Origin of the sequence: Enterococcus sp. 7F3_DIV0205 (genome assembly GCF_002141365.2) — a bacterium.
Lineage (GTDB): Bacteria > Bacillota > Bacilli > Lactobacillales > Enterococcaceae > Enterococcus_L > Enterococcus_L palustris.
The window spans coordinates 2,353,466-2,374,389 of record NZ_CP147244.1 but is presented as its reverse complement, the minus strand read 5'-3'; the positions used below and the strand labels follow the sequence as shown (position 1 = coordinate 2,374,389).

Annotated in this window: 18 protein-coding genes; 16 read left to right on the top strand and 2 right to left on the bottom strand. The window is 39.0% G+C overall.

Annotated features, from left to right (window positions below; genetic code table 11):
- The first annotated feature begins 75 nt into the window (after positions 1-75).
- The 4 genes from A5821_RS11155 (at position 76) to A5821_RS11140 (ending at position 5,737) form a co-directional block, all read left to right on the top strand.
- Positions 76-1,827, top strand: a complete 1,752-nt coding sequence (locus A5821_RS11155) for a DUF2264 domain-containing protein (protein ID WP_086314650.1) — start codon at positions 76-78, stop codon at positions 1,825-1,827.
- A complete protein-coding gene (locus tag A5821_RS11150) occupies positions 1,814-2,641 on the top strand; it encodes a hypothetical protein (protein WP_086314649.1) in 828 nt (275 codons plus the stop codon). Before A5821_RS11155 ends, A5821_RS11150 begins: the two co-directional genes overlap by 14 nt.
- Positions 2,642-2,782: 141 nt before the next feature.
- Positions 2,783-3,946, top strand: a complete 1,164-nt coding sequence (locus A5821_RS11145) for a glycoside hydrolase family 88 protein (RefSeq protein WP_086314648.1) — start codon at positions 2,783-2,785, stop codon at positions 3,944-3,946.
- Positions 3,947-3,958: 12 nt separating this feature from the next.
- Positions 3,959-5,737, top strand: a complete 1,779-nt coding sequence (locus tag A5821_RS11140; protein WP_086314647.1) for a glycoside hydrolase family 35 protein — start codon at positions 3,959-3,961, stop codon at positions 5,735-5,737.
- Between the two features lie 18 nt (positions 5,738-5,755).
- Here A5821_RS11140 and A5821_RS11135 read toward each other — a convergent pair whose 3' ends face one another.
- Entirely contained in the window at positions 5,756-6,463 is a 708-nt protein-coding gene (locus tag A5821_RS11135; protein WP_086314646.1) for a GntR family transcriptional regulator, read from the bottom strand.
- Between the two features lie 267 nt (positions 6,464-6,730).
- On the opposite strand from A5821_RS11135, the gene A5821_RS11130 reads away from it, so the two are divergent.
- The 11 genes from A5821_RS11130 to A5821_RS11080 all read left to right on the top strand — a co-directional run bounded on the left by A5821_RS11130 (position 6,731) and on the right by A5821_RS11080 (position 18,255).
- Positions 6,731-7,624, top strand: a complete 894-nt coding sequence (locus A5821_RS11130) for a PTS mannose/fructose/sorbose transporter subunit IIAB (protein ID WP_249921885.1) — start codon at positions 6,731-6,733, stop codon at positions 7,622-7,624.
- A gap of 261 nt (positions 7,625-7,885) precedes the next feature.
- Positions 7,886-8,677 (top strand): PTS mannose/fructose/sorbose/N-acetylgalactosamine transporter subunit IIC, encoded by a 792-nt coding sequence (locus tag A5821_RS11125; protein WP_086314644.1) that lies wholly within the window; start codon positions 7,886-7,888, stop codon positions 8,675-8,677.
- Positions 8,670-9,470: a PTS system mannose/fructose/sorbose family transporter subunit IID gene (locus A5821_RS11120; RefSeq protein WP_170923023.1), complete on the top strand. Its 801-nt coding sequence runs from the start codon at positions 8,670-8,672 to the stop codon at positions 9,468-9,470. Before A5821_RS11125 ends, A5821_RS11120 begins: the two co-directional genes overlap by 8 nt.
- A 24-nt stretch (positions 9,471-9,494) precedes the next feature.
- On the top strand, positions 9,495-10,139 hold the full coding sequence (locus A5821_RS11115; RefSeq protein ID WP_086314642.1) for a bifunctional 4-hydroxy-2-oxoglutarate aldolase/2-dehydro-3-deoxy-phosphogluconate aldolase: 645 nt from the start codon (positions 9,495-9,497) through the stop codon (positions 10,137-10,139).
- A gap of 4 nt (positions 10,140-10,143) precedes the next feature.
- On the top strand, positions 10,144-11,151 hold the full coding sequence (locus tag A5821_RS11110) for a sugar kinase (RefSeq protein ID WP_086314641.1): 1,008 nt from the start codon (positions 10,144-10,146) through the stop codon (positions 11,149-11,151).
- A 13-nt stretch (positions 11,152-11,164) separates the two neighbouring features.
- Positions 11,165-12,007, top strand: a complete 843-nt coding sequence (kduI, locus tag A5821_RS11105) for a 5-dehydro-4-deoxy-D-glucuronate isomerase (protein ID WP_170923022.1) — start codon at positions 11,165-11,167, stop codon at positions 12,005-12,007.
- A gap of 15 nt (positions 12,008-12,022) precedes the next feature.
- Entirely contained in the window at positions 12,023-12,826 is an 804-nt protein-coding gene (locus A5821_RS11100) for a gluconate 5-dehydrogenase (protein ID WP_086314640.1), read from the top strand.
- 213 nt (positions 12,827-13,039) lie between these two features.
- On the top strand, positions 13,040-15,991 hold the full coding sequence (locus tag A5821_RS11095) for a polysaccharide lyase 8 family protein (protein ID WP_249921884.1): 2,952 nt from the start codon (positions 13,040-13,042) through the stop codon (positions 15,989-15,991).
- Positions 15,992-16,175: 184 nt separating this feature from the next.
- Entirely contained in the window at positions 16,176-16,598 is a 423-nt protein-coding gene (locus A5821_RS11090) for an Rrf2 family transcriptional regulator (protein ID WP_086314639.1), read from the top strand.
- A gap of 70 nt (positions 16,599-16,668) precedes the next feature.
- Positions 16,669-17,292 (top strand): NAD(P)-dependent oxidoreductase, encoded by a 624-nt coding sequence (locus tag A5821_RS11085; RefSeq protein WP_086314638.1) that lies wholly within the window; start codon positions 16,669-16,671, stop codon positions 17,290-17,292.
- 174 nt (positions 17,293-17,466) lie between these two features.
- Complete coding sequence (locus A5821_RS11080) at positions 17,467-18,255, top strand: TraX family protein (RefSeq protein ID WP_086314637.1); 789 nt, start codon at positions 17,467-17,469, stop codon at positions 18,253-18,255.
- A 64-nt stretch (positions 18,256-18,319) separates the two neighbouring features.
- Here A5821_RS11080 and A5821_RS11075 read toward each other — a convergent pair whose 3' ends face one another.
- Positions 18,320-19,498 (bottom strand): hypothetical protein, encoded by a 1,179-nt coding sequence (locus A5821_RS11075; protein ID WP_086314636.1) that lies wholly within the window; start codon positions 19,496-19,498, stop codon positions 18,320-18,322.
- Between the two features lie 178 nt (positions 19,499-19,676).
- Here A5821_RS11075 and A5821_RS11070 point away from each other — a divergent pair, with 178 nt between their 5' ends.
- Positions 19,677-20,924: a competence/damage-inducible protein A gene (locus tag A5821_RS11070; protein ID WP_086314635.1), complete on the top strand. Its 1,248-nt coding sequence runs from the start codon at positions 19,677-19,679 to the stop codon at positions 20,922-20,924.

The following is a 20,924-nucleotide window of genomic DNA, read 5'->3' as shown; positions in this document are numbered from 1 at the left end:
ATTGTAAAATTGTAGTTGAAAAAGAAGTGCCTCCTTGTTATTCTGTTCAGTAAATTGATGAAGGAGGTTCCATTGATGGAAAAAATTCGCAGCAATCAATTTGTGACACAAGAAGATTTCCAGACTGCTCTGGAAGAAATTATCCGCCCTTTGAGAAGGGAAATACTTGAAACAGACACTGCAGGGCTACATTTAGGCAGTAGTGGTGCTGTATACAATCAACAACGAGCTGATATGGAAGCGCTTGTTCGCCCGTTGTGGGGGATTGCGCCTTCTTGGATTTTTCAAAAAGATGATGAATTAAGAGATGCATACCTAGATAAATTGGTTAAAGGAACAGATCCAACAGGACCTTATTATTGGGGGATGATCGACAATTATGATCAATATATTGTCGAAACTGCTGCTTTGTCTGTGACGTTGTTATTACACAAAGAATATTTCTGGGAAAAGTTATCGAAACAGGCGCAACAAAACGTTATCAACTGGTTATCTCAAGCGTTGGACCGAAAAATTCCTAAAAATAATTGGACTTTTTTCAAAGTGTTGATTCGAATTGCCCTATATCATTGTGGCGAGATATTGGATCGTGAGAAGCTATTAGTGGAACTGCAATTAGTGGATTCCATGTATATCGGGGCAGGATGGTATGTGGATGGAAAAGCGGCGCAAAGAGACTACTACATTCCATTTGCTTTTCATTATTATGGGTTGATTTATGCACGATTTATGAGAGAAGAAGATCCTGAATGGTCGCAGCGTTTTATCGAAAGAGCTACGCTGTTTGCTCAAGAGTTTATTTATTACTTTGATAGCGATGGGGAAGCATTGCCATATGGGCGGAGTTTAACCTATCGATTTGCTCAAGGCGCATTTTTTTCAGCGTTGATATTTGCTGATGTTGAAGCGATCCCTTGGGGAGAAATGAAAACAATACTATCTGCACATTTAAAAAGCTGGATGAATCATGATATCTTCACTTTTGATGGGCGACTTTCGATCGGTTACCATTATGAAAATCTCGTGATGGCTGAAGGATATAATGCGCCAGGTTCCCCTTATTGGGCCTTAAAAACATTTTTATTGCTAGCAGTAGAAGCAGATCATCCTTTTTGGCAGGCAGAATTATTACCCGTTCAGAAAAGCTCAAAAAAACTTGTAGAAAAGGGCAATCTGCTTTTGCTTCAACAAAAATCGGGTCATCATTTATTAGGTTATCCAGCAGGAATGATGGTTGAAGGACAGGCGCATGCGCAAGCGAAATATAGTAAATTTGTTTATTCTACTAAGTTTGGTTTTAGTGTGTCTAAAGCAGGTGTTTGTTACGAGGAAGGAGCTTTTGATAATATGTTAGCTGTTTCTTGTGATGGTCGATATTTTAGGACGAAAAGGGAAGTAAGAGACTATCGTTTGACGGAAACATGTGTTTATCAGCGGTGGTCTCCTTTTAAAGAAGTATTGATCGAAACGGAAATTTATCCTTTTGATCAGTGGCATCTGCGTGTGCATACTATCAATACTAAGATGCCGATAGAGATTCGTGAAGGCGGCTTCAGCGTACCAGTGTCTGGGCGAAAATCAAAAGGAGCGGTCGGTACTGACTGGGCTTTTGCAACAGAAGGCGGCCTTACGTCTAGAATTATTGGGATTGAAGGGTATGAAGAAGCGTTGCTGGTCACTCCAGAAGCGAATACGTCCTTATTTTTCCCAAGAACAAGTTTACCGTGTTTGAAAAAAGTACTTCCGATTGGTAGGCATCGCTTGATATGTCTCGTTGGTGGAATACTTGAACAAAAAGAAGGAGTGAAAGAGCATGATAAAAATTGAATTGAAAAATCAAACGAATCAGCCGATCATTGGTCGAATCGATCATGAAAAACAGGAGCAAGCTTACGTAGCGCAAGGGGATGACATGGCAGTTCTGGCTATCAAAGAGTATGCTTATGAACAAGGAGATAAAATTGTTGTGACAACAGACGAAGAAGATCAATACTTTGTCGTACAGTTAGACGAAACCTTGGCGTCGTCGGTTATTTATCTGCCTCAAAGAACGTGGGAATATCTAATACCGTTATCAGATGCGGCTAGAAAGGCTTCGGTTGAAACAAGCTTTCATTCTAAACGTCATCACTTAATGGTGCGAAAAGCGCATGATTTTGAAATCAAAAACTATCAGAATCTTTCCTTTAATGCCCATGATCAAAAAGAGTTATCAGGCGCTTATCCACATGCCCATGCCAATGTGGAGACTAGAGATGATGCCGTCTTTTTTGCTAAAAATGCGATTGATGGGAAGTTTGGGAATTTATCTCATGGTTCGTATCCATTTGCATCGTGGGGCATTAATCAACAAAAGGATGCTGCTTTAACGATTGAGTTTGGACGTAAGGTAGAAATTGATTGGATTAGGTTGTTATTTAGAGCAGACTATCCTCACGATAGTTACTGGACTGAAGTGACATTGGCATTTTCTGACGGCTCACAGAGTATTGTATCAACAACAAATGCTGCAGGATTTCAGGAAGTTCATTTTTCTCCCAAAGAAACAAGTTTTGTTACGTTGAAAAATCTCAAAAAAGCAGTGGAGAAATCTCCATTTCCAGCTCTTACACAAATTGAGGTTTTTGGAAGGAATAAGTAAAGAAATTAACCATGGTTTTTCATAGATAGAGAAATCATGGTTTTTTGCTGGAAAAAATTTCCAAGGAACGTTCGCTTTTTAATTTTTTTTGAGTTATAATGATTTTAGTTAATATGTTAACAAGTTAAGGAGATGTGAATAATGACTCTTCAAGAGAATAAAAATAAGCTAATTCATTTAGGTGAAAAAGTGACGCAACAATGGCTAGATGAGCAAATTCATTGGTGTATCACACAAATCGAGAAAAATATGGCGCGCTTTGGCACGGAATTCCCTTCCGCTTGCGGGACAAATGGAAAATATCGAATCAAAGCCAATGATGATTGGACGAATGGCTTTTGGACAGGGATGCTTTGGTTAGCATATGAATGGACTGGGAAAGCAACGTTTTGGAATCGAGCAATGGAAAATATTAAAAGTTTTCAGCAACGTTTAGATGATCATTTTGTGCTAGATCATCATGATATCGGTTTTCTGTATAGTTTATCAGCAGGTGCAGGTTACAAAATCACAGGTAGCGAGGCTTGCAAAAAAGAACTTTTACAGGCGGCAGACGTATTAGTGGCTCGTTTTCAGACACAAGGCAATTTTATCCAGGCGTGGGGGAAATATGGTGATCCTAAAGAATACCGTTTGATTATTGATTCTTTGCTCAACTTACCGTTATTATTTAGCGCAACAGAAATTTCTGGCGATCCTCGTTATTCAGCTGTGGCAACTAAGCATTATCGTACCTTGTTGAATACGGTGATCAGAGAGAATGCAACAACATTTCATACTTACTATTTTGATCCTGAGACAGGGAAACCGAGTCATGGTGCAACTCATCAAGGAAATAGTGATACATCGATTTGGGCAAGAGGGCAAAGTTGGGCAGTGTTAGGGATTCCGTTAAATGAAAGCTATATTCAATCTAAACCATTTCCAGAAAATTATGCAGAAATCGTAGATGTTTTTCTTAACCATTTGCCTGAAGATCTTGTGCCGTACTGGGATTTTGATTTTAACGATCAGTCTCCTTCTGACAAAGATAGTTCAGCTGCTGCAATTGCTGTTTGCGGATTACTGGAAGCTGAACGATTACAGGCTTATCCAGATGCTAAAGCTCTCGCAAAAGGCATGATGTATCAACTAGGAGAACACTATTCAGCTAAAGAAGCGATAGATAATGAAGGTTTGTTGTTACATGGTGTTTATGCTCATAGTGAGGGTAAAGGAATCGATGAGCCAAACTTATGGGGCGATTACTTTTATTTAGAGGCTTTGATCAGATTAGCAAAACCAACATGGCAAAGATACTGGTAAAGGAGAATGACGATGCAAACGTTTGAGATAAAAGAAGATTTTTTATTTGATGGTAAACCGATCAAGCTGATCAGCGGAGCGATTCATTATTTTCGGCTGACACCTGGTCAGTGGGAAGATAGTTTGTATAACTTAAAAGCTTTAGGTGCCAATACGGTCGAAACCTATATTCCTTGGAATATCCATGAACCTGTTGAGGGAACTTATGATTTTGAAGGATTAAAAGATATTGAAGCTTTTGTAAAGCTTGCTCAGAAAATGGGGCTAATGGTGATCTTGCGCCCTTCTGTTTATATCTGTGCTGAATGGGAATTCGGTGGGCTTCCAGCTTGGTTACTAAAAGAAAAAGGCGTGCGTCTTCGCTCGACAGATCCGTTTTTTATGGCAAAAGTTCGCCAGTATTTTAGTGTTTTGATACCTAAATTAGTTCCATTGCAGCTGACGTATGGCGGTCCTGTTATTATGATGCAAATCGAAAACGAATATGGCTCTTACGGAATGGAAAAAGAATATCTACGCCAGACAAAACAGTTGATGGAAGAGTTTGGTATTAATGTCCCGCTGTTTACATCTGATGGTGCGTGGGAAGAAGTGCTAGACGCAGGAACCTTGATTGAAGAGGATGTTTTTGTAACAGGAAATTTTGGCAGTCACTCAAAAGAAAATGCCGTTGTGATGCGTAAATTTATGGAACGACACGGTAAAAAATGGCCGATCATGTGTATGGAATACTGGGATGGATGGTTTAATCGTTGGCATGAGCCAATCATCAAGCGGGATGGACAGGAATTAGCGGCAGAGGTCAAAGACATGCTGGAAATTGGCTCGTTGAATTTATATATGTTTCATGGTGGCACGAACTTTGGTTTTTATAATGGCTGTTCTGCTCGTGGGACGCTTGATCTGCCTCAAGTGACAAGTTATGATTATGATGCATTATTAAGTGAATCAGGAGAACCAACTGAAAAATACTATCATGTCCAAAGAGCCATCAAAGAAGTTTGTCCCGATGTATGGCAAGCAGAACCTAGAAAAAAAGAGCTTGTAGATCTAGGTTCATATCCTGTAAAAAGGAGTGTTTCCCTTTTTGCAGCAAAGGATAAAATGATGCAGGCCAAACAGACAATGTATCCGCTAAGCATGGAAGAAGCAGGTGATGGATATGGCTATATGTTGTATTCAGCAGAGATGAATAATTATTTTCGTGAAAATAAATTGAAGGTCGTAGAAGCTAGCGATCGCCTTCAAGTCTATGTCGATGGGGAACATCAAGCGACGCAATATCAAGAAACGCTAGGGCAAGAATTGACAATAAAGGGTCAATCGAATCAAGAGTCAATTAGCGTAGACGTTTTAGTAGAAAATCTAGGGCGAGTAAATTATGGATTTAAACTAAATAGTCCAACGCAATCAAAAGGTATTCGCGGCGGGATCATGCAGGATATCCATTTTCATCAAGGCTATAAACAATACCCGTTGATGTTTTCCACAGAGCAGTTGGAGGCAATCGATTACGCGGCAGGGATGAATCCCTTACAGCCCTCATTTTATCAAGTAGAGTTCGAGTTAGAGAATGTGGGAGATACTTTTATAGATTGTTCCGCTTATGGTAAGGGGATTGTCTTGGTAAACGGAATGAACCTTGGTCGTTACTGGAATGTTGGACCGATTCGTTCACTTTACTGTCCAAAAGAATTCTTGAACAAAGGACATAATGACGTTGTGATTTTTGAAACAGAAGGACAAGAAATTACTGAGCTTACATTTTCAGAAAAAGCAATCGTAGATTAAAAAAATAGAAGTAGAAGCTTATTCGGCTTCTACTTCTATTTTAGTTTTGAAATACTTCCAATGTTTGTAACTAACGATGTATTCAGCCACACTTCGGTCAGGTAAATAAGAATGCTTGATTTGTTTCACTACAGGCTCACGAAAACTTAGTTGCAACAAATTTAACAATTCTGCATCGTCTGGAAAGACGATCTCATTCGTTTCCACTGAAGCTAATGAGAACAGATCAACGTCAAAATCTTTTCGAACGCGTTCGTAAACACTAGAATAAGTGGATAGTTTTTTTGAAATGGGTTCTTTCATTAATTTTTTTGGTAAATGTGTAATGTGAACCAAAAAAGGAACATCACCAAAAGAACGGACACGGATGATTTTATAATAAGAACTATTAGCGGACAACCCTAACTCTTTTAAGATTTCAGGGTTATTTTCTTCTTCAACAGAAACGACTTGAATCTTTTCTGTGTCTAAAGAATGAAGCTCTATATCAGAAAATTTTACGTTTTGTGAGACTTTTGATTTTGAGACAAATGTTCCTTTTCCTTGTATGCGGTAAAGATATCCAGCACTGGTTAATTCATTTAATGCCTTTACTGCAGTAATGGAACTGACGGAGTATCTTCGTTTGATGTCCGCCTCTGAATAGAATTTATCACCAGGGATAAAGGTGTGATTTTTTATTTCACTTAAGAGATCCTGTTTGATCTGCTCATATTTAGGGATCACGATGGATTACCTCCGTTCTCATAGAATAGTCAATTAAGCATAACATGTTAATTTAACTTTAGCAATTGCATTATAGCCTATTCTGTTAATAAATACACACAATAAGTAAGGCTAAAATAAAATACTCAACATATTAAGATATTAGGTTTACGAATAACTTATCATGTGTTATAGTATATTCGTAAAGGACATAACATGTTAAGTAGGGCGACCTGCACTTTAGGAGGGAATTGAGTGGAAAATATTGTATTAATAAGCCACGGCGGGATGGCGGAAGGTGTCAAAGTGAGTCTCGAGATGATTGTTGGACAACAAGAGCATATTCATACTGTTTCTTTACGGCCAGATGGAGACAACATCCAGTTTGAAAATGAGTTGAATGAAAAAATGAAAGCCCTTAACGGATCAACGCTGATCATCGCAGACTTACTAGGAGGAACGCCTTGTAATGTAGCTGTGAAGAATTATTTAAATGTGGAGGATGTTGAAATCATTGCTGGAATGACTCTTTCAATCGTGATCGAAGCGGTTGTAAATCAACAAGTATCTATAAAAGAACTGATTGGTTTAGCAAAAGAAAATATTGTTGATGTCAAGGCTGGTATGAATAAAGCCGAGAAAGATATCTCAGAGGCTAACTTGGAAGCAGAATTAAGTAATTTTAGTGAGTATGCTGGTAAAGCAAATATCGTTAATACGCGAATCGATGAGCGTTTAATCCATGGTCAGGTTGCAGGGATATGGTCAACAAGTTTAGATACACAGCGAATTATTGTAGCAAATGATGAAGCCGCCGCCGATCCATTACAAAAATCCTCTCTCAGAATGGCTGCGCCTACTTCTATGCGATTATCTGTTTTACCTGTCACTGAAGCGGCTGAAAATATTCTTTCTGGTAAGTATGGGAAACAGAGACTGTTTTTATTATTCAAGAACCCGACGGATGTCTTAAAGTTTATTGAAGCGGGCGGACCGATCCAAGCAGTTAATGTTGGGAATATGAGTTATAAAGAGGGCGCTCGTGAAGTGACGAAAAGTATTCAGGTTTTAGAAACAGAAGAAACGGTTTTTGAGACGATTGCTTCAAAAGGAGTAAATGTAACCGCTCAATTGGTACCAAATGATCCAGTGATCGATTTCATGAAAAAATTAAGAAGTTAAAATTTTGTATATTAAGAGCTGATTTTTTTAGGGGGAAATATAAAATCTGATTGTGGCGAAAAGCGCCACCCTCTGATTTTCCTATTTTCCAGTCGAGTCTGAACGAGCTCTTTCAGCTTTTAAATTGTCTAGCTTCACGGGCTAGTTCTTCGGAAAAAAGATAAAATATGCCTGTGACAAAAAGCGTCACAAACCTATTTTCCTATTTTTCAGTCAGAACTAAACGAGCCCGCTACGCTTTTAAAATTAGGAGGGAAATTTATGCATTTAGCGACGTATCAAATTATTCTTATCACGGTTTATGCTTTTATTGCGATTAATGATTCACTTATTTCAAATACGTTGACACAGCCAGCGATTGCCGGAATGATTTCTGGGATGATCATGGGTGATTTGAAAACGGGATTGATGGTTGGAGGAACGTTACAGCTTATGCGTCTTGGTATTGCGGCTTTTGGTGGAGCTTCTGTTCCAGATTATTTTACGGGAGCAGTATTGGGAACAGCCTTTGCAGTGATTTCTGGAAAAGGTGCTGAGTATGGTATCGGTTTAGCGGTTCCAGTGTCGTTGCTTATGTTGCAATTAGATGTTGTTGCACGATTCTGTAATGTGTTTTTATTACATCGTGTTGATAAAGCCATCGACAATATGCAAATCAAACGAATTCCTAAATTAGTTCTTTCTGGTTCATTTTTATGGGGATTATCTCGTGCGATACCAATTCTTTTAATGTTATTAGTCGGCGATGCAGCTGTTACAACGATTACTGAAAATACGCCGGAATGGTTAATGACAGGATTAAAAACAGCGGGTGGTGTCTTGCCAGTTGTGGGTGTGGGGATTTTATTACGTTACTTGCCAACCAAACAATATATTCCATATCTGCTTTTAGGTTTCTTCTTGGCAGCGTATTTACAAGTGCCGATGTTAGGTGTTTCGATCATCGGAATGGTTGCGGCAATGCTTGTATTTAAACGTGACAGTGACAAAGCAGTAACTCAAACGGCTTCTAGCACAAGCAACTTTGAAGGAGGATTTGATGGCGATGAGTAATCAAAAACTAACAAAACAAGAACTGAATGCAATCAGTTGGCGCTATATCTTAGGAAGCCAATTAAATTGGAACTATGAGCGAATGATGAGTTCAGGGTATCTATATGGAATCTTACCAGTATTAAAAAAATTCTACGGACATGATGATAAACAGTTTCAAGATATGTTGCGTACCCACAATCAATTCTTTAATACGAATGCTATTTTTGGCAATCTGATTATGGGGATCGATGTGGCGATCGAAGAACAAGATGGGTATAAAGCCAAAGATACGATCGTTGCGTTGAAAACAGCTTTGATGGGTTCACTTGCAGGTGTGGGTGATTCGCTGTTCCATGTCATCTGGGGGACAATTTTTGGCTCAGTTGCTGGAACTCTTGCACAAAATGGTTCTGTTGTTGGCTGTGTGATCTGGATTATTGCCAACATTGCATTATTGTTTGGCCGAGCAGCTTTATTGCCGTTAGGGTATAAGCAAGGCGTTAAGTTAGTTACCACATTGAAAGATAAATTATCAGCATTTACAAATGCAGCAACAGTTTTAGGAATTACCGTGATTGGTGCGCTGATTCCTTCGGTGATCAAAGCCACAGTTCCATTTGTTTATAAAAAAGATGGCGTTGAGTTAGTTATCCAAGATACATTAGATGCAATTTTACCATCATTAGTGCCGATTCTTTTGGTTCTTTTGACTTACTGGATGTTAGGGCAAAAGAAATTAAACTCAACTCGAGTGATTTGGATTATTTTGATCCTTTCAATTGCATTAAGTGCTTTTGGTATTTTAGGTTAATAAAACGATGAAATAGGTGATTAGATGAAACGAGTCGATATTTTATCTCGTTTGGAGAAAACAGGTGTGGTTGCTGTTGTGCGGGGTGAAACGAAAGAAGAAGCCTTAAAAGCAAGTCACGCGATCATAGAAGGCGGAATGACAGGAATCGAGTTGACGTTTACAGTGCCGCAAGCAACTGAAGTTATTAAAGAATTAGTCGCTATGTATAAAAAACGTTCGGACATTGTGATTGGTGCGGGAACAGTTTTAGATGCTGTGACGGCGCGATTGGCAATAATGGCAGGGGCTGAATACATTGTCAGCCCAAGTTTTGATGCCAAAACGGCTGAGTTATGCAATCTGTATCAAGTTCCCTATTTACCAGGTTGTATGACAATTACAGAAGTGCAAGAAGCGTTGAAAAGTGGTGCGGATATCGTGAAATTGTTCCCTGGCAGTGCTTATGGGCCAAGTATCATTTCAGCTTTTTCAGCACCGATGCCACAAGTTAGTTTGATGCCGACTGGCGGAGTTAATTTAGAGAATATGGCTGATTGGTTTAAGGCAGGTGCGGTGACTGTGGGTGTTGGTGGTGATTTACTAGCGCCAGCTGCAGTTGGTGATTTTCAAAAAGTGACAGAAATAGCTCGCCGATATGTAGCGAAACTAAAAGAAATTAAGGGATGAGTAGATGGGAAAAGTCGTTACTTTAGGAGAAATCATGCTGCGTTTATCTACTCAGACTGGCAATCGCTTAGTTCAAAGTCAATCTCTGCAGGCCCATTATGGTGGCGGAGAAGCTAATGTAGGGATTTCTTTAGCGAATTATGGACATGATGTCTTGTTTGCCAGTAAAGTGCCAGACACGGCTTTAGGTGATGCAGTTTTCAAACATTTGCAGCGCTATCAGGTAGATACTCGTTTTCTATTGACGGGTGGACCTCGTTTGGGAACATATTATCTCGAAGCAGGTGTAGGTGAACGAGCGGCTTCAGTCATTTATGATCGGGCAGGATCAAGTTTTGCGGAGATGGTAATGCTTGAGTGGGATTTAGCAGATTTGTTTCAAGATGTAACTATTTTTCATATATCAGGTATTACCCCTGCTTTATCTGAAAACTGGCGAATGATGACGTTAGAATTGATGAAACAGGCAAAAAAAGCTGGTTGTAAAATTAGTTTTGATATCAATTACCGTGGGAAATTATGGACTCAAAAAGAAGCTGGGGAAACCTTAAAACAACTCTTGCCATATGTAGATTATTGTTCGGCTGGAAAGCTGGATGCTATTTACTTGCTGGGAATAGCTGAAATGCAAGGGAATGAACAAGAGGAAGTAAGTTTTTATTATAGACAAATGCAACAGATGTTTCCGAATATTCAGGTGTTTTATTCGACTAAAAGAAACGTACAATCGGCGAGTGCCAATCAGTTGATTGGTACGTTATGGCAGGAAAATCAGTATTATCAATCGCAAATCCATGAGATTACTCCGATCGTAGATCGTGTGGGTGCAGGAGATGCTTTTGCTGCGGGGATTTTACATGGTTTGTTAGTAGAAATGCCCTCTCAAGGTACCGTCGATTTTGCTACTGCTGCATCGGCTTTAAAGCATACGATCCATGGCGATTGCAATCAGTTTAGCAAAGAAGAAGTCATGAACTTCTTAGCAGTAGGTTCAGGAAAAATAATTCGTTAAAGGAGCATGAATCATGCAAAATATGGAAAATAGATATACGCATAGTCCAGAAGATATCCGTCACTATTCGACGGAAGAATTACGTAGAGAATTTTTAGTAGAAAAGGTATTTGCGCCAGGTGAAATCAGTTTGACGTATACACATAATGATCGCATGATTTTTGGTGGTGTGACCCCTACAACAGAGCCATTAGAGATCGTTTTAACCAAAGAACTAGGGGTTGATTATTTCTTAGAACGTAGAGAGTTAGGCGTTATCAATATCGGAGGGGCAGGCTCGATCACTATCGATGGAAAAACGGAACCGATGAAAAAACAAGATGGGTACTATATTGGGAAAGAAACCAAACAAGTGATTTTTCAATCAGCCGATCCGGCCGATCCAGCGAAGTTTTATGTGAATAGTGTTCCAGCTCATCATAAATACCCTAATGTAAAAATCAGTATCGATCAAATCAAACCGATGGAAACAGGCGAAGCGTTAACGTTAAATAAACGCAGAATCTATCAATATATTCATCCCAATGTATGTGAAAGCTGCCAATTACAAATGGGGTATACCGTATTGGAACCAGGCAGTTCATGGAATACAATGCCTTGTCATACCCATGAGCGTCGGATGGAAGCCTATCTTTATTTTGATTATGCAAGTGAAGATACTCGTGTTTTCCATATGATGGGTAAACCAGATGAAACGAAACATTTAGTTGTTGCCAATGAACAAGCGATTATTTCGCCAAGTTGGTCGATTCATTCAGGAGTAGGGACGGGCGATTACACATTTATCTGGTCAATGTGTGGAGAAAATATCACGTATACCGATATGGATATGGTTCCAATGGACCAACTAAAATAGAAAAGAGGCAAGACAATGGATTTCAATATGGATATGTTTCGTTTAGATGGAAAAGTAGCCTTAGTGACAGGTGCTGTCCACGGGATTGGCTTGGAAATTGCTAAATCTCTAGCAGCAGCTGGAGCAACGATCGTTTTTAATAATTTATCTCAAGAATCAGTGGATAAAGGACTTGCTCTTTATCAAGAGGCAGGAATCAAAGCAGTTGGTTATGCTTGTGATGTGACGGATGAAGCAGCGGTTCAAGCGACCGTTGAGCGAATCAAAGCAGATGTAGGGTCAATCGATATTTTAGTGAATAATGCAGGAATCATCAAACGTATCCCGATGATCGAGATGTCTGCAGCGGAGTTTAGACAAGTAGTAGATGTCGATTTGAATGCGCCATTTATTATGGCCAAAGCCGTTATTCCAGATATGATCGAAAAAGGCGGCGGTAAAATTATCAACATCTGTTCTATGATGAGTGAGCTAGGTCGGGAAACAGTGAGTGCCTATGCTGCTGCTAAAGGTGGATTAAAAATGTTGACGAAAAATATTGCTTCAGAGTATGGACAATACAATATTCAATGTAATGGTATCGGACCAGGGTATATTGCTACTCCGCAAACAGCACCACTGAGAGAAGTGCAAGCAGATGGAGAGCGTCATCCTTTTGACCAGTTTATCGTGGGGCGTACGCCAGCTGCTCGTTGGGGGAATCCTGTTGATTTGGCTGGTCCAGCAGTTTTCTTAGCTTCAAGCGCCTCAGATTTTGTGAATGGACATATTTTATATGTGGACGGCGGTATTTTAGCCTATATTGGAAAACAACCTTAAGTAAATCATTTTTTAAAACCCATAATTGCTAAAAATGGCTTATGGGTTTTAAGTGATCAACCTTATGAAAACGCTTGCTTTTAGATGGTGAATATTCTATTGTGAACTAAATAGTTGTTGAATCAAAGAAGGAGGGTAACAATGATAAATTTACGTAAAAAAATAATGTTTATGCTTGGATGTTCTGTTTTAATTGGTAGTTTTTCTTATGGGATGAGTGATGAGGGTTTCGCTGTGGGCGCAACCGAAGTAACCTCAACGACTGCTAGTATTTACGAATCAGACTTTACTAAACAACTAGGGGAGTGGCAGGACATTGTCGGGAAATCAGATAAAACGACTGGCGATAACGGCCTGACGATCGCGAATACAAAGCAAGGGACAAACTTGGAAGCTGTTTCACTGAACAAAAGTGATGGTGTAAAAAGCTCGGGAGATCTTGAATATACTTTTTTATATGAAGGGCAAACTAACTTTGGCGTAGTGTTTCGTGGAGATTTAAATGACTCAAAAAAATGGCAATCGTTCGCTTATACTCGTGATGGTCAATGGCAATTGGGGCAGCCAGGGGGAAAATGGATCACAACGATTACTGGTGCAAAACTCATCTCCGGACAGCAGTATAAACTCTTGATTCGCTATGAAGGAAAAAGCATCAAAGCATTTTTAAACGATCGATTACTTTATGAAAATAACGAAGTCATTTACCCAAATACTTCGGCTTCTATTGATGGTGATTGGGAAGGATATGTAGGGATTCGTCTTTTTGGTAATCTGTCAAAACTAAATGTTCTTTCGATGCGTAGTGGAGCAGTTGGGAGTATTCCTGTAGAAAATGCTGCGAGCGATTATGCAAAATTGAAGGAAAAATGGAAAAATCAATTAGTATCTGAGCAATATGATGAAACGAATACAACGGTTGTTAATTATGTTCAAAAACTTTCAGATGAAGCAAACGAACTATATCAAACATTGAATAAAGAACCGAATCGAACGTATTTATGGCCAGTTGAACAAGGCAATACGGCATCGGCAGATTTAACGACACAATTTACAAAATTGCAGAAATTAGCATTAGCGTATGGAACGAACGGTAGTAAGTTTTATCATGATCCGCAAATTGCGACTGAAATCGAAGCGGGACTTGATTTTATGGTCACGAAAAAAGGATATGATGGAAAAAAATATCATGGCAATTGGTGGGATTGGCAGATTGGTGTACCGCAAAAATTTGTAGGAATTCTAATGATTCTAGGAGATGAAATTCCACAAGCGAAACAGCAACAATATACTGCTGCGATGAGTGGATATGTGCCAGATCCATTCAAACAATTGTACACTAAAGCGCAAGGAACCTTTGTCGATTTAGCGTTTATTCCAAATTTTGTAACATCAGGAGCGAATCGGACTGATCTTGCTCAAACGGTGTTGGCATTAGGTATTTTACAAGAAAATGAAGGGAAAATAAGCCAAGCTTCTAGTAGCATCGTGGATGTATTTAAACTCGTTACAAAAGGTGATGGGTTTTATCAAGACGGTTCATTTATTCAGCATAACAATATTCCGTACACAGGTTCATATGGTAATGTCCTAATGAAAGGAGTCGGTCAAATTTTAGCGATCACGAAAGATTCTAAGTTTGAAATGGCACCAGATATTGTGCAATCTTTTGTAGAAAATGTTGATCGGGCGTTTATTCCATTGATTTACCAAGGTGAAATGCTGCCTCTAGTCAATGGCCGCTCAATCTCTAGAGCCCCTGCTAAAACCAAAGTGGGCTATGGGTCTACTACACTTTACAATTTACTGATTGTTTCTAAATTTGCCCCAGAGGAGTATCAAACGAAGTTTAAAGAAGCAGCTAAACATTGGATGAAAGCAAATCCAACGTACTATTTGACCAATGCAAGAGATTACAACGATTTACAAATGACGATGTCGTTATTAAACGATTCTTCGATCATCGGTGACGCACTGCCATTTATCGGGACTAAAATGTACGCATCAATGGATCGATTTGTCCAAAGAACACCGAATTACATGTTAGGATTAAGCATGTATTCAAGTCGCACCTCTTCATTTGAAGCGGGAAATAAGGAAAACAAACGAGGTTGGCATACTGCTGATGGCATGATGTATTTATATAATGACGATGAAGTTCAATTTAATTCAGCGTATTGGCCAACGATCGATCCATACAGATTGCCAGGGACAACGGTAGATACAGTCCCTCTAAAAGATGAAGTATCAGCCTTTACAACGGTTACATCAAAAGAAAAATGGGTCGGCGGTGTTCAGTTAGAAGATCAAGCAGTTGTAGGGATGGCGCTAAATAAGACAGGTACGAAAAATAATGGCGCAGTGCTTCCAATGGATCTTCAAGGGAAGAAATCATGGTTTATGGTAGATGGACAAATCGTTGCACTAGGAGCAGGTATTAAAGGAAATACTACCGCGTCGATTGAAACAATCATAGACAACCGTTTATTAAATGAGAATTATACGTATCAAGTATTATCAAATAATGGTGTGATTCAACAAGAGAAAGAACGCAGTAGTAAAGAGTGGCTGCTTTTACAATCAGATCATCAAAACGCAAACATTGGGTATTATTTCCCGGAAAAAGCGACGGTCGATGTCATCAGTGAAGTCCGTACAGGCTCGTACGCGCAAATCAATGAGGCTTTCCCTAGTAACGATGTTTATACAGGGAATTATCGGAAATTTGTGATCGATCACGGGAAAAATCCAGCAAATGAGCAGTATGCGTATGTGACCTTGCCAGGTATCGATGAAGCAGCTTTAAAAGCATATGCGGCGGAAAAACCAGTAACGATTTTAGCAAATACGGCAGATATCCAAGCGGTCGAATTAAAAAAAGAGAATTATCTTGGGGTAAACATCTGGAAAGAAACTGGTGGCAGTATTGCTGGGATAACATCGAATAAAGCTGTGTCTTTATTGCGAACAAATAATGAAGGCAAGAAAACGTATGTAGTATCAGATCCAACACAGTCAAATGCGGTTATGACAATCAAATTGCCAAAAGATTTTACTAAGGTCTTAACATTGAGTGAAGGCATTACGTATGATGAAGCGACGGGTACATTTACACTCCGTTTTGAAGGAGCTGGCGGAAGTAGTAAACAAATCGTTGTAGAATAAAAAAATTTCAGAACCGATATTCAGTGTAAGACACTCTATTTGGGAGAGAAAACTGAATATCGGTTATTTGCAAAGGAAAATATACTTTATTAAAATAAGCGAAGTTTATCTATTGACATTTCCAATAAATCGCAGTATGATTCAAATGTAACTTATAATGTTACTAAGAGTTGGAGTGATAGACATGGCCATGTCGACAAAATTAAGCGTGGCGATCCATATTCTCAGTTTGATCGAAATCGGTCCGCCCGATCGCGTTAATTCTGAATTGATCGCATCAAGTGTAAATACGAATCCAGTCGTTGTCAGACGATTGATGAGCAAGCTAAAAAAAGCTGGACTCATTCATACAAGCAGAGGGGCAACCCAAACATACTTGTTGAAAAAGCCAGAAGATATCTCCCTCTATGATATTTATGAAGCAGTTGAATTAGATCATGAAGTATTCAATATTCACCAAAATCCTAATCCAAACTGTTTAGTAGGAGCAAATATCCAAACGGCTTTAGAAGAACAATATACAAAAGTACAGCATAGTATGGAATCAGAATTAAAAGAGATTGCTTTGTCTGATGTAATCCATCAAATCAAGCAACAAGAGACCTAGACGTGTCTCTTCTCTTTTTAGATTTAAATGTAACAAAAAAAGTTCCATTAATAGAAAGGAAGAATAAAACATGAAAGTAGCAATTTTAGGAGCAAACGGTAAAGCAGGTTCAGCAATTTTGAAAGAAGCTAAAAAAAGAGGTTTAGAGGTTACAGCGATCGTTCGTGATGCAGCGAAAATCACCGATGGTACACCAGTCATTGAAAAAGATGTTTACGGTTTGACTACAGATGATGTAAAAGGGTTCGATGTTTTAGTCAGTGCATTAGGTTTTTGGGGAGATGTGAATGAATTTACTGGATCGACCCAGCATTTGATCGACATTTTAACAGGTCAAAAAACTCGTTTGTTAGTTGTTGGAGGGGCAGGAAGCTTATTCGTAAACCCTGAACATACTGTTCGTTTGAGTGAAACACCTGATTTTCCAGAAGCATTTAAGCCACTAGCTACTGCAATGGGCAAAGGGCTAGACTTATTAAAAGGTTCTAAAGATATCAACTGGACATATATTAGCCCAGCGGCAGAATTCGATGCTGAAGGTGCAGCGACAGGTAAATATGTTGCTGCTGGAGAAGAGTTAGAAACAGATAAAGAAGGCAAAAGCTATATTTCGTATGCAGATTACGCAGTTGCAATGGTGGATGAAATTGAAAAAAATGTACATCCTAACCAACGTTTCAGTGTTCATCAATAAATAGAAATAAATGGATGGGTTAAAGCAAGGCCTTGAAAGGTTTTGTTTTAACTCATTTTTTATTTGGCTTAACGATTGAATATGACAAAATTGATAGATTCTTGAAAGATGATTCTAAGGTAAAAAAAGTGGCTTTATTTTATAATACGTTAGGTTAGTAAGGAGTGTATTATAATGGATAATGTAAGAATAGGTAAGTTTAAAGGGTTTACGACATTCGACTTAAAAATAATCGGGATCGTTTTGATGTTCATCGATCATATTCATCAAATGTTTGTTCCAATGGGAGCACCGAGTTGGTTGGATTGGTTCGGTAGACCTGTTGCAACGCTGTTCTTTTTTGTCAGCGTGATTGGTTTTAGTCATACGAGAAGCAAAGAAAAGTATATGTTGCGTTTGTACCTAGGGATGGTACTGATGGCTATGGGTAGTTTCTTTTTACAAAAAATTGTAGGTTATGAAGAAGTTCAGTTGATGAACAATATTTTTCGTGATCTTTTAGTGGGAACATTGATGATGTATGGTATCGATAAACTTTCAGAAGGGTTCGCAAATAAAAAATTTGGAAAGATACTATTTGGGATCGTCATGATATTATTTCCAATCATTTCGTCAGGCATTTTACTTTCACTTATGTCAAATCCAAGTACGATCATGGCGGCAGTTTGGGGAGCGAATTTTATTCCAGCATTATTGTTCGCTGAAAATAGTGTAATGGTCTTGTTGATTCCATTGATGTATCTAGCTAAAAACCAACGTTGGCTGCAATGTGTGCTGATTGCCTTGGTTGCGGTGCTGTTCTTTTTCCAAGGTTCAACACAATGGATGATGATTTTTGCTGTGATTCCGATTATGTTGTTCAATGGAGAAAAAGGACGAGGAATGAAAAATTTCTTTTATGTCTTTTATCCGCTGCATATTTGGATTTTGTATTTAATTTCTGCTTATATGTATACGCATTGATTTATTGGTGAAAAAATAGGCCTTCCTAGGATTGGAAGAGCCTATTTTTTTATCTATGATGCGTTTAATAGCATTTGGAACAAGGCGTCAGACCTCTCGCTTGGGCCTCTTCTAATGTCGCTGGCGTATAGGTTCCATTGCCGCATTTACGATTGTGGTATTTTGATCCAGTTGGCGTAACTAAGACTGTTTGCCCAGTTCCTTGTGTATCTGGGGCTGGGGTTTCTGGTGTTTGAGCGGCAGCGGCGACTTGTGCTTGTTGTTGTTCCTCAGCTGCTTTTTGTGCTTCTTGTTCTGCTTTCTTTTGTGCTTCGGCCACTTTTTTTGCTTCTTCTTTTTGAGTAGCAAGTGTTTGTTTGACATTGTTTACGCGGTTTGTTAATTCACTATTGCCGTTTGGTAGTTCTTTGATTCGGGCAATTGCTTGATTGTAATGCTCGTCTGTGGGTTCCTGTTCAGCTTTTTCTACGGCTTCACGAGCAGAAGCGATTTGTTTTTCAGTCTTTTCTTTTTCTGTGATTTTTTGTTGAACGGTTGTTAAACGTTTTAGTAAATCTTCTTTATTTAAAGTTGCTTTGGCTACTAAAGCTGTGGCTGAATCAACATGTTCTTTAGTTTGTTTGGTTTCAGCTAGTTCCACAGCTTCGTAAATCGGTACGTTTTCTTTTACGATGGCTAATCGTTTGGTGAAGTCCTTTTGCTCCTTAGTCAATGAAGTAATACGTGTTGCAGCCTCGTCATAATTTTTTTGAGTGGGTTTACTTTCAGCTAGTGTTAAGGCAGTTTCGGCTTTTTTCAGTGTTTCTTGATCTTGTTTTTCTTCATTTAAAAATGCCACGAAGGCTTTTGATGGTTTGACTTCGATTGTTTCAACTTTGTCCTTATCGCCGATAGAAGCGACAAATGTTAGTTTTTGCGGCTGGTCGTCTTTTAACGTAACTTTATACGTAAATTTGCCGTTTTCTGTTTCGATTTTTTCTCCATCCAGGGTGATGCTACTTTCGTCATTGGTTTTCCCCTCGATTACTGCGGTTCCTTGGTCGTTTGTTTCTATTGATTTATCCACAATGTCAACGCGTGGTGATGCTGGTAACGCAAAACCTGCTCCGATCATCAGGATAAAACTAGCTCCTGTTAAAAGTAAGGCTTTCTTTTTCGGTTGTTTTTTGAAGAAGGCTTTCAATGAAAGAACGCCTCCAACTATAATTCCTAAAAAACTTATAAGTGCAATAAATCCTAGCATATTTTTCGTTTCCTCCTTTTTAATCAATATACAAATTGTATCATATTATTATATAAAAGATAATTATATTGACGTTTGAAATATAAATCCAACAAGACGTTTGGCAGTAATAAAAAAAATTCCTGTGATAAAATGAAATAAGAATCATTTACGTATCTTATTAGAGAAGAGGAGAAAAATGAAAGCAGAGATCATTGCAGTTGGTACAGAGTTACTGCTGGGACAAGTCGTCAACACAAATGCGACTTTTCTATCAGAAGAGTTAGCAGATTTAGGAATCGAGGTGTATTATCATACCGTTGTAGGAGATAATCCGCAGCGTTTGGAACAACTATTAGTTGAGGCGGAAGAGCGTAGCGACTTGATCGTTTTGTGTGGTGGATTAGGTCCCACAGATGATGATTTGACCAAAGATACCGTTGCTGCACATATTCAGCATTCTTTGGTGCAAGATGAACAGGCGCTTACTCGTCTTAATGAATTTTTCACGTTTTCAAAACATAAAATGACAGAGAATAATTTAAGACAGACATTGATGATCGATGGGGGAATTGCGGTTCAAAATCCTACAGGGTTGGCAGTGGGGACATTGATCACCGAAAATAAAACGACTTATCTGTTACTACCAGGACCTCCCAATGAGTTAAAACCTATGTTTCAGCAAAACGCCCGTCCGTTACTAGAAGAGCTTTTCCCGCAAGCGGAGCAGTTGATTTCCAGAGTTTTGAGGTTTTATGGAATCGGCGAATCGCAATTAGTGACAGAATTAAAAGAGCTGATCGATACGCAAACCAATCCTACGATCGCGCCTTACGCTAAACCAAATGAAGTAACATTACGTTTAACAGCCAAGATAGCTGATGAAAGAGTTGGTCAGGAGTTATTGGATAACTTGGAAAATGCGGTCATGGATAAAGTAGGGGAGTATTTCTACGGCTATGGTGACGAGAACAGTTTAGTAAAAGTCACCGTTGATGCATTAAAAAAACACGGAAAGACTGTAACCGCAGCAGAAAGTCTAACAGCAGGTCTTTTTCAAAGTACGTTAGGAGATGTTTCAGGTGTTTCAGAAGTATTTAAGGGCGGTTTTGTCACGTATTCTGCTGAGACAAAAGCTCGTTTTTTAGGCATCGATCCTGCAATGCTTGAAAAAGAAGGAACAGTGAGCGAGGCTTGCGCGGTTGCAATGGCCGAACAAGCAAGACAATTAGCGGATGCCGATTTTGCGGTATCATTTACAGGAGTAGCAGGTCCAGATGAATTAGAAGGACAACCAGCAGGAACAGTCTGGATCGGCTTAGCAGAAAAAGGACAGCCGACTGTTGCTGTTCTGCAGCATTTTAATCGCGATCGGCATTATATTCGTAAAAGTGCCGTTATGAAAGGCTTAGATCTGATTCTAAGAGCCGTAGAGAAGAAAAAATAA

Coding starts and splice junctions, on each gene's coding strand:
- A5821_RS11155 (WP_086314650.1), top strand. CDS start 76: ATGGAAAAAATTCGCAGCAATCAATTTGTGACACAAGAAGATTTCCAG.
- A5821_RS11150 (WP_086314649.1), top strand. CDS start 1,814: ATGATAAAAATTGAATTGAAAAATCAAACGAATCAGCCGATCATTGGT.
- A5821_RS11145 (WP_086314648.1), top strand. CDS start 2,783: ATGACTCTTCAAGAGAATAAAAATAAGCTAATTCATTTAGGTGAAAAA.
- A5821_RS11140 (WP_086314647.1), top strand. CDS start 3,959: ATGCAAACGTTTGAGATAAAAGAAGATTTTTTATTTGATGGTAAACCG.
- A5821_RS11130 (WP_249921885.1), top strand. CDS start 6,731: ATGGCGGAAGGTGTCAAAGTGAGTCTCGAGATGATTGTTGGACAACAA.
- A5821_RS11125 (WP_086314644.1), top strand. CDS start 7,886: ATGCATTTAGCGACGTATCAAATTATTCTTATCACGGTTTATGCTTTT.
- A5821_RS11120 (WP_170923023.1), top strand. CDS start 8,670: ATGAGTAATCAAAAACTAACAAAACAAGAACTGAATGCAATCAGTTGG.
- A5821_RS11115 (WP_086314642.1), top strand. CDS start 9,495: ATGAAACGAGTCGATATTTTATCTCGTTTGGAGAAAACAGGTGTGGTT.
- A5821_RS11110 (WP_086314641.1), top strand. CDS start 10,144: ATGGGAAAAGTCGTTACTTTAGGAGAAATCATGCTGCGTTTATCTACT.
- kduI (WP_170923022.1), top strand. CDS start 11,165: ATGCAAAATATGGAAAATAGATATACGCATAGTCCAGAAGATATCCGT.
- A5821_RS11100 (WP_086314640.1), top strand. CDS start 12,023: ATGGATTTCAATATGGATATGTTTCGTTTAGATGGAAAAGTAGCCTTA.
- A5821_RS11095 (WP_249921884.1), top strand. CDS start 13,040: ATGAGTGATGAGGGTTTCGCTGTGGGCGCAACCGAAGTAACCTCAACG.
- A5821_RS11090 (WP_086314639.1), top strand. CDS start 16,176: ATGGCCATGTCGACAAAATTAAGCGTGGCGATCCATATTCTCAGTTTG.
- A5821_RS11085 (WP_086314638.1), top strand. CDS start 16,669: ATGAAAGTAGCAATTTTAGGAGCAAACGGTAAAGCAGGTTCAGCAATT.
- A5821_RS11080 (WP_086314637.1), top strand. CDS start 17,467: ATGGATAATGTAAGAATAGGTAAGTTTAAAGGGTTTACGACATTCGAC.
- A5821_RS11075 (WP_086314636.1), bottom strand. CDS start 19,498: ATGCTAGGATTTATTGCACTTATAAGTTTTTTAGGAATTATAGTTGGA.
- A5821_RS11070 (WP_086314635.1), top strand. CDS start 19,677: ATGAAAGCAGAGATCATTGCAGTTGGTACAGAGTTACTGCTGGGACAA.